Raw genomic sequence first — 8,530 nt, 5'->3', positions numbered from 1 at the left:
GTCTTCAGAAGTACCTCAAAGACAACGCTCTCGGCAACGGCGAAGCCCATCAGATGCGCCTCGCCATGGAAGCCGTTTCGGGCCAGGACCTGAACTGGTTTTACAATCAGTGGTATTTCCGCGCCGGCCACCCCGTCGTCACGATTGAGTACGCGTGGGATGCCGCCAAAAAAGTGCAGGCCGTAACCGTGAAGCAGACCCAGCCCGGCGAAGTATTCCGATTGCCTTTCGCCATTGATTACTACGTGAAAGGCAAGCCCCAACGCCAGCGCGTAACCATGACCGAGGCCACCCAAACCTTCCTCATGCCCTTGGATAGCAAGCCCGACTTGGTGAACGTGGACGCCGAGAAGACGCTGGTTTGGCAGCCCACCGAAACCAAGCCCCTGGCTGATTACATCTACCAGTACAACCACGCACCCCTCTACCTCGACCGTCGCGAGGCATTGCTGGCCGCCGCCAAAGAGCAGAAAACCAATGCGGCGGCCCGCACGCTGCTCCTGAGTGGCCTGCGCGACAAGTTTGCCAACCTTCGCTCCCTTTCGCTGGAACGCCTCGAACTCGACGACAAAGCTGTAGCCAAAGCCGCCGCGCCGGCTATTCGCAAGCTCATCAACAGCGAGAAAGAAACGTCGGTGCTAGCCAACGCGCTGATTACGCTGGCCAAGCTCAAGGACAAGAAAGACGCGAAGCTGTTTGCCAAGCAGCTCTCCGACAGCAAGTCTTACGCTGTGCAAGGTGCTGCTCTTCAAGCGCTGGCCCTCACCGACGCGTCGCAGGCGTTAGTTAAAGCCAAGGCGTTTGAAGCCGACGAGCATGATGCGTTGGCGCAAGCCGTAACGGCCGTGTACGCTACCGCTGGCGGCACTACCGAGTGGGCCTACATCCGCAACAAATACGACGCCGCTGGTCCGCAAGGCAAATTCGGCATGCTCGAAGATATTGCCACCATGCTGCCCCGCCTCCAAGACCCCGCTGCTTTCACCGAAGGCGTCGACCGGATCAAAGCCATTGCCATCCAATACAAGTCGCGCGGCGCCGACAAGCCGATGATTGGTCTTCTGCAAAGCATCACCAAGGACAAACCCAGTGCGGCCGCGAGTATACAGCAGCCTATTATCGACAAGGCTGTAGCTGAAATCGAACAAGCAAAATAAGCACGTTTAGCATACTGCTTCGTCTTCGTTCAGCAGGATGGCTGTCATAAAAGCCCCTTGTGCATCTTGCACAAGGGGCTTTTATGTACACCTCTAGCACTCTGCACCTTTCTACTCTGTCAGCGTTAGCATGATTTCGCTGGCGGTGTGTAACCTAACTTATGTAGCGGTAGACTTTAGTGATTTTCTGAAGCTTAGAATAACAAGCTTAGAATAAGTTGCTCGCATAACAGATTACGCTAGGGCAATACGCCGCCAGTTATTTGCAGTTAGTTATTGAGAGCCTGCTTACTTGCTTTTCAACTTGTGTGGTCCTACCTAAAAGCAAAACCGCCGCAGCCAAAGGCCACGGCGGTTCTAACCACACTTAACTAAATAAACTTGCCTAAATGGCAAGACGGTTAATGCTAACTTGCCTTATGCATTAAATTCTGTTTTTTTTCGGTTGTCACGTGAGCCTTTTTGTTGCTGTCAGCCTTGTCATTCTTTGGAAAATTTTCACCTGCTGACGATTGAATGCCGTACACTTCGTCGACTATCAGCATGATCCATAGCTTTAGTAACATAGATGTGTGATAGCCATTGTATCTGCCACCCACTGACGGTTGTTTTCCAGAATTTGGTTGATACTCATTAAGGTGAAGCGTAAATGTGATGTGTTTTTGTGGGGAGGTAAGCTTCGGTTTGCACTTATAAGCTAGCGGCTGCCCCACTTCCCCACCAAAAAGCTAAACGAGGTAAACAACCGGGCTTGTAGCAGTTGGACTCACTTGGTTTTAATGGCCTATTGTTTCGACCAACGCAATACCGCGCAGTTCTAGGTTGATGTTGCGCTCGATGGCTGTTTGACGGAAGTTGGCAATTGCTTCCAGCACATCATAGTCAATCATCTGTGATTCAGTACCATCGATGACAATGTGGGTACCGGCCGGAAACTGCTCTAGAATCCGAACAATACTAGCCTTGTTCAGAAATGAGACGTGCTCACTCAGCTTGAGATGATAAATTCCGGTGCCTTGCAACTCGGGGGTAGCGTGCAGAAAGTAGGCCGACTCGTAGTGAGTCTTAAGGATGTAGAATATGCCCACCACCAAGCCAATAGTAACCCCTTTTAATAGATCAGTGAACACAACAGCCAGTATGGTCACGATGAAAGGCAAGAACTGCTGCCAACCCAATTTCCATTGCATTTTGTAAAGCGCTGGCTTGGTGAGCTTATAACCTACCAGCAGCAATACCGCCGCTAGTGCCGAAAGCGGAATTTTATTGAGAATAGTTTCCAGGAAAAGCAAGCTGACTAATAACAGCAAGCCATGGAAAAAAGCTGATACCTTGGTTTGACCACCCGCGTTAATGTTAGCCGAGCTACGCACGATAACAGCAGTCATAGGTAAACCACCTAGCATACCGCTAATCATATTTCCAGCGCCCTGTGCCATCAATTCACGGTTGGTAGGCGTAGCACGCTTGTGGGGGTCAAGCTTGTCCACGGCTTCCACGCTGAGTAGGCTTTCTAAGGAAGCTACAATAGCAATAGTGAAAGCCACTGTGTAGGTAGTCGAACGGCCAAAAGCCGACCAGTCTGGCATCGTGAAGATGTTCAGCAAGTCGCTCCACGACGATACAATAGGCAATTGCACCAAGTGCTCGGGACGAACACGCAACACGGGTAGTGCTATATCGAGCACTGAGCTAAGGACAATGGAAAGCACAACTACGACCAGTGCCGCCGGTACCATACGCAAAACAGCAAAGCGCTTGCTTAACACGTTTTCCCAAAGCAGCAGCACGCCCAACGACAACATCCCAATCAGGGCGGAGCCCCAGCCAAAGGAACGCAGCGCACCACCGAGTGCCGAGAACGTGTTCTGCCCATCGAATTGCAGGAAGGTCATGTCCTCGAAGTAATCGGTGTCTGCGCCAAGCAAGTGCGGTATCTGCTTGAGAATGAGAATAATACCTATGGCGGCCAACATCCCCCGAATAACCGAGGTAGGGAAATAGAGTCCGATAATTCCGGCCCGGACAAGGCCCATTAGTATCTGTAGTGCTCCCGCTATTACCGTAGCCGCTAGTACTGCCTGAAACGACCCGAGCGTTTGAAGAGCGACCAGAATAATAGCCGTAAGACCGGCAGCAGGGCCACTAACGCTGAGCTGCGAACCGCTCAGCCAAGACACCAGCACCCCGCCCACAATACCCGTAATAATACCCGACAGCAAGGGAGCGCCAGAGGCCAGCGAAATGCCTAGGCAGAGTGGCAGGGCCACCAGAAAAACGACCAACCCAGCCGGAATATCCTTGCTGAGGTTGCTCAGGTAGCTGGCCTTAACAGGTAACGAGGTTGAAGCTGCCGTTTGAGAGGGAGCTTTAACTGTATTAAGCATATGAAGACAAGTGAGGAACCAGGCCACCAACTCAAATAGAGCCTGGCTACACTGGAATTGTTCACAAGTCTACGGGGCAGCAATTAAGACACAGTTAAAAAAGAGTTAAAACCAAATTAATTCGCAATAAAATCACCACTGCTTCCCTTGTTGAGCTTAAGGCTGAATTTGGTAGAAACCATCTTTATCCGAGCGCGGGCCATTCTAACCATACTTGTGTGCCGTGGTGCAACTGGCTTTCCACCCGCACTGCCCCGCCGTGCAACGACATAATTTTAGCGGTGAGTGGCAGCCCAATACCATGCCCTGGTATTGCTCGCATCGTTTCGGCCCGAAAGAAAGGCACGAATACCTGCTGACGGTCGGCCTCACTCATGCCCACGCCGTGGTCGCGCACTTCCAGTACCACATAGGCGGCTGTTGTGGAAAGAACAGCTAGCACCGGCTCCTCGGAGCCCGCCGAAAATTTGCAGGCATTTTCCATCACATTGAGCAGGGCCGACAACAGTAAGGCTTCGTTGCCGCGCACCGCAAATGGCTGCCGTACTCGGGCCGGCACATCGCCAAACTCCAAGTCGACGCGGCAGGTAGGATGGCGACGCTGCACTTCCTCGTGGGCTTGCAGCAGCAGCTCATCCAGCCTGATTGTAGTTAACGGTACCTGCGAAGGATCGTCGGAGGCGCGGGCAATTTGAAGCAACCCGTTGGTAAGGTCTTTGAGCAAACGCGCCGCATCAAGTGTGCTTTGCAGCACCCGGCGGTATTCTTGAGAGCTGCGTTCTTGTTGCAGCAAGGCCACTTCTAGCTCGCCAATGAGCACCGTGAGCGGCGTTCGTAACTCGTGGGAAGCGTCGCGCACAAAGGTGCGCTGACCAGCAAAGGCTACTTCGAGGCGGTCGAGCAGTTGATTGAAGCGTTGCGCTAAGTGCGCTATTTCATCGTAGCCATCGGCTTGTGAGAGGCGCCGGTGCAAATCAGAAGCGGTGATGCTGTCTACTTCGCGCACCACTTTCTGCATGGGACTCAGGGCTTGGCCAGCGAAAAACCACCCTCCTATGCCCACAATAATCAAGGATGCTAGCAGCCCTCCAATCAAGATGTTACGCAGGCCCAACTGCCTGTCCCGGGTGTCAAGGTCCACCGAAGAAGCCACCACCACAAAATCGCCGCGGCGAGCATCGCGGTACAATAATCCTACGGTCTGGTGGAAGTTGTGGCGCACTTGCACCTGCTTACCCGTTTGGCGCACCGCCATGAGCAGGCTAACGGGAACGGGCACTTCCGTGAGTTGTCCTTCCCGAAATACCACCCGGTTGTCAGCATTGTACACCCGTACCTCCTCTTCGGGTAAGGTGCGGTAGAACTGGCGCAGGTAGCGCCGATACGAGATTCGGCTGGCTTCGTCGGCCCGGTTAGTGCCATCTAGGTACACGTGCGCCACAATCCGAGCCCGCGCAAACAGGCTTTGCGTGAACGATTCCTGCCGCGCTTGATAGGTGAAATAATAAATCACCACGGAAAACAGCAGCAGCGTAACGGCCAAGATGGCAGCAAACTGCAAAGCCAAGCGCAGACGTATACTCATTTTGGCGTACTCATTATTGACGTAGCTATTTGCTGATCAATAAGTTGAAAAGGTAATGCATTGGTGCTTGCACTGTTGATTGAAGAATGATTCAACGCTCGAAATCCAGCCTTCATTTCAGAATCTGCTGCTGTGTGAGGGCCGCTTATCTGCAAGCATGCACATCATTCCATCAACCAACCATCAACAACTAGCACATCCTCAATCAACACATCAGCTTACTCTTCCTTCATCACATAGCCCATGCCTACCAACGTATGAATCAGCTTGGGAGTGAAGTCTTTGTCGATTTTCTTACGCAGGAAATTGATATACACATCAATTACATTGGAGCCCGTGTCGAAGCTGGTTTCCCATACGTGCTCTAGAATATCGACCCTCGAAATGACTCGGCCTTTGTGACGAAGCAGGTATTCCAACAAAGAAAATTCGCGAGCCGTGAGTTGAATAGGCTGGCCAGCGCGCTGCACCCGTTTGCTGCCCGGGTCGAGCGTAAGGTCAGCCAGGTGCAGAATAGCCGCCGACGAATTGGGTTCGGGACGGCGACGCACCAAGGCGCGCACCCGCGCCAGCAATTCCTGAAAAGCAAAAGGCTTCACCAAATAATCGTCGGCGCCGGCATCAAGCCCCCGGATTTTATCGTCTGTTTCGCCCAGAGCGGTTAGCATCAAAATGGGTACGGCAGAATTTAGGGCCCGTACTTGGCGGCATACATCAAGCCCGCTAAGGCCCGGCAGCAAATTATCAAGAATGATAAGGTCGTGAGAGCCCGCCAGAGCCATTCGTAGGCCAGTAGGTCCGTCCGTTGCTACCTCAACGGAATGCTGCTGCTCGGTAAGGCCCTTATGTAAAAACGACGCCACTTTGGGCTCGTCTTCCACCAACAATATTTTCATGTGGGAGAAACTAGGTGCGGTATGCAGAACGAATTCGAATTGGCCGAAGATACAGGGATTCATTTCGCTTATGGACCATGAAACGCTTCTGCTCTCTCTTTCGCACTTTCAACGGTGGGGTGGTGCTTGCAAGCAATAGGTGACAACTCGCACCGATAAATTTCACAGAGTGACTACCTTATATCACCACACGCATTTTTATCCTGCCAGCTTTTACTTATCAAGTAATACGCTCTGCGTCTGCTTCCTACAGAACGACGGAAGTTGCACGAATGCTTAAAAAGCAACATCACAGTATGGCTACTTAGTGTCTCGCCAAAGCTCCGCAAGAAACAACAAGCCTCTCAAATACCTTGTTCTACAAGTATTTGAGAGGCTTGTTTGTGGGCCCAACTGGAATCGAACCAGTGACCTGCTGATTATGAGTCAGCTGCTCTAACCGATTGAGCTATAGGCCCGGCGCGAAAGACACTAGTGTTAATGGTTTCGGCTGCGCAAACTTCGCCTTTTACAATGAAGTTTGCAATTGCGGCGGCAATATTTGAGCTACAGAACGCCTGTTTTGGTTTCACGTGCTGTTCTTTTCTTTCGCTACTGCCTCATTATGCCAACCCAAAAGCTGCCCAACCTGCTCTTCGATTTTGGAGGAGTTATCATCAACATCGACTATCAACGCACCTTGGAAGCCATGCGCCGCCTGCACGAGCACGGTGCTACTATTGCTTTTACTCAAGCGGCTCAAGGAGAAATTTTCGACCATATGGAAACAGGGCGTTTGACGCCCCAGGAGTTTCGGCAAGGGCTGCGCACGCACTACAACCTAACGGCCACCGACGAGGAACTAGACCTGGCCTGGAATGCTATGTTACTTGATGTACCAGCCGAACGGCTAACGCTCATTGCCGAATTGCGCGCCCAGGGCCATGAAACGGCGCTGCTTTCCAACACCAATCAAATTCACATTTCCACTATCAATAAAGTCTTACGGACGCAGTACGGCTTCGAGCACGGTATTGCCGACGCGCTAGACCGGGTGTTTTACTCACAGGAGGTGGGCTTGCGCAAACCGGGCAAGGAAATATTCGAGCACGCCCTGCGCGAGATGAACTGGAAGGCCGAAGAAACTCTTTTCATTGAAGACAGTTTTCAACATATTGAAACAGCTCGCCGCCTGGGGTTGCGCACGTTGTTTCTGTGTCCGCCTCATACCCTCATCGACGCTCTGCCTGCTGCCATCCGTGCCTTCCCCCGAGAATACGCCACTGCCCCTCCCCTTTCCTGATGCTTCGGCTCCCGCCTTCACCACTGAAGAGGCGCAGGCCGCCTTTGTGCGTTATGAGCGGCCGACACCGCCCCGTTGGCGTACGGCCCTGCTGCACCTGCTGCTGTTCGTTGTCACGCTGGTCACAACTACGCTAGCGGGCTTGGAGCTCACGCGGGGAGGCATCAACTTCCTGCCGATAGAAATATTTCTCTTGCCTACCGACCAACTATGGACGGAGCTCAGCCGCGGTTTATGGTTTTCGCTGCCATTTCTGGGGGTTTTGACGGTGCACGAGTTTGGGCATTATTTCACGGCCCGCTACAACCAAATTCGAGTGACGCTGCCATATTATATCCCATTCATACTCGGCATCGGCACGTTTGGGGCCGTTATTCGAATAAAGGATCGGATTTTCTCGCGCCGCGAATTTTTTGATGTTGGGCTGGCGGGGCCGTTGGCGGGCTTTCTGGTGGCGGTGCCCGTTTTGATTTACGGTTTCACGCACCTGCCGTCGCTGGAGTACCTGTTTAAAATCCATCCGGAGTACCGCCCTTACGGTGCCGACTACGCCCGGTACGTCTATCAAGGCAGCCAAGGAATGACACTGGCAAAGCCGTTGCTGTACCAAGGGCTGGAATATTTATTTGCTGATCCGGCGCTTATTCCTCATCCCAATGAGCTGATGCACTATCCAGTCCTCTTGGCGGGGGTGCTGGCGCTGTTTTTCACGGCTCTTAATCTGCTGCCCATTGGCCAGCTCGACGGGGGGCATATTCTCTACGGGCTACTTGGCTTTCAGCGGTTTAATCGGTTGTCGGGGGGGCTATTTATAGCATTTATCTTCTACGCTGGGTTGGGGCTGTTCACTCTGCGAACTTCTTCGGAAACCTGGCTTTATTGGGGGCTGCCCTACTTAGTTTATCTTTTTCTGGTGTTTCGGCGAGCTTTGCCCACGCCACGCCGGGCAATTCTGCTTGGCTTGGGTGTATGGGCTGCCCAACTAGCTGTTACCGTGGCTTTTCCGGGAATTATCGGGAATCCAGGGTGGCTGGTGTTTGGGCTGATGCTGGGTCGCCTCACCGGCATCTACCACCCACCCGCTCCAGACGAATCTCCACTTAGCCCCGGTCGGAAGGTGTTGGGCTGGCTGATGCTAGCTATTTTTGTGTTGTGCTTTACGCCTAGTCCGTTCCGGTAAGCGCTGCTTTCTGCGCAAGCGGCTCTTCAAGCACTGCGAAACG

General features: G+C 52.7%; 5 protein-coding genes, 1 tRNA gene and 1 pseudogene. 3 read left to right on the top strand and 4 right to left on the bottom strand.

Annotated features, from left to right (window positions below):
• A pseudogene (locus tag ACFE7X_RS07920) lies at positions 1 to 1,157 on the top strand (M1 family peptidase); the annotation flags it as partial.
• 776 nt (positions 1,158 to 1,933) lie between these two features.
• Here ACFE7X_RS07920 and ACFE7X_RS07915 read toward each other — a convergent pair.
• The 4 genes from ACFE7X_RS07915 to ACFE7X_RS07900 all read right to left on the bottom strand — a co-directional run bounded on the left by ACFE7X_RS07915 (position 1,934) and on the right by ACFE7X_RS07900 (position 6,483).
• Positions 1,934 to 3,544, bottom strand: a complete 1,611-nt coding sequence (locus ACFE7X_RS07915; RefSeq protein ID WP_375435134.1) for a SulP family inorganic anion transporter — start codon at positions 3,542 to 3,544, stop codon at positions 1,934 to 1,936.
• Positions 3,545 to 3,728: 184 nt separating this feature from the next.
• Positions 3,729 to 5,129: a sensor histidine kinase gene (locus ACFE7X_RS07910; protein ID WP_375435133.1), complete on the bottom strand. Its 1,401-nt coding sequence runs from the start codon at positions 5,127 to 5,129 to the stop codon at positions 3,729 to 3,731.
• Positions 5,130 to 5,347: 218 nt separating this feature from the next.
• Entirely contained in the window at positions 5,348 to 6,025 is a 678-nt protein-coding gene (locus ACFE7X_RS07905; RefSeq protein ID WP_375435132.1) for a response regulator transcription factor, read from the bottom strand.
• 384 nt (positions 6,026 to 6,409) lie between these two features.
• Positions 6,410 to 6,483 (bottom strand) — tRNA-Ile (locus ACFE7X_RS07900).
• A 146-nt stretch (positions 6,484 to 6,629) separates the two neighbouring features.
• Between ACFE7X_RS07900 and ACFE7X_RS07895 the strand changes: the two genes are divergently transcribed.
• Positions 6,630 to 7,307, top strand: a complete 678-nt coding sequence (locus ACFE7X_RS07895; protein ID WP_375435131.1) for an HAD family hydrolase — start codon at positions 6,630 to 6,632, stop codon at positions 7,305 to 7,307.
• Positions 7,264 to 8,487: a site-2 protease family protein gene (locus ACFE7X_RS07890; RefSeq protein WP_375435130.1), complete on the top strand. Its 1,224-nt coding sequence runs from the start codon at positions 7,264 to 7,266 to the stop codon at positions 8,485 to 8,487. The genes ACFE7X_RS07895 and ACFE7X_RS07890 overlap by 44 nt, the downstream gene beginning before the upstream one ends.
• Positions 8,488 to 8,530 lie beyond the last annotated feature (43 nt).

This window comes from uncultured Hymenobacter sp., from assembly GCF_964242765.1.
In the GTDB taxonomy this organism is placed as follows: Bacteria; Bacteroidota; Bacteroidia; order Cytophagales; family Hymenobacteraceae; genus Hymenobacter.
Note: the sequence above shows the minus strand (reverse complement) of the source record. Positions and strands in the feature narration are given on the sequence as shown.

Bases quoted from the DNA above. Each gene is read 5' to 3' on its own strand.
- ACFE7X_RS07915 (WP_375435134.1), bottom strand. From the start codon at position 3,544: ATGCTTAATACAGTTAAAGCTCCCTCTCAAACGGCAGCTTCAACCTCG.
- ACFE7X_RS07910 (WP_375435133.1), bottom strand. From the start codon at position 5,129: ATGAGTATACGTCTGCGCTTGGCTTTGCAGTTTGCTGCCATCTTGGCC.
- ACFE7X_RS07905 (WP_375435132.1), bottom strand. From the start codon at position 6,025: ATGAAAATATTGTTGGTGGAAGACGAGCCCAAAGTGGCGTCGTTTTTA.
- ACFE7X_RS07895 (WP_375435131.1), top strand. From the start codon at position 6,630: ATGCCAACCCAAAAGCTGCCCAACCTGCTCTTCGATTTTGGAGGAGTT.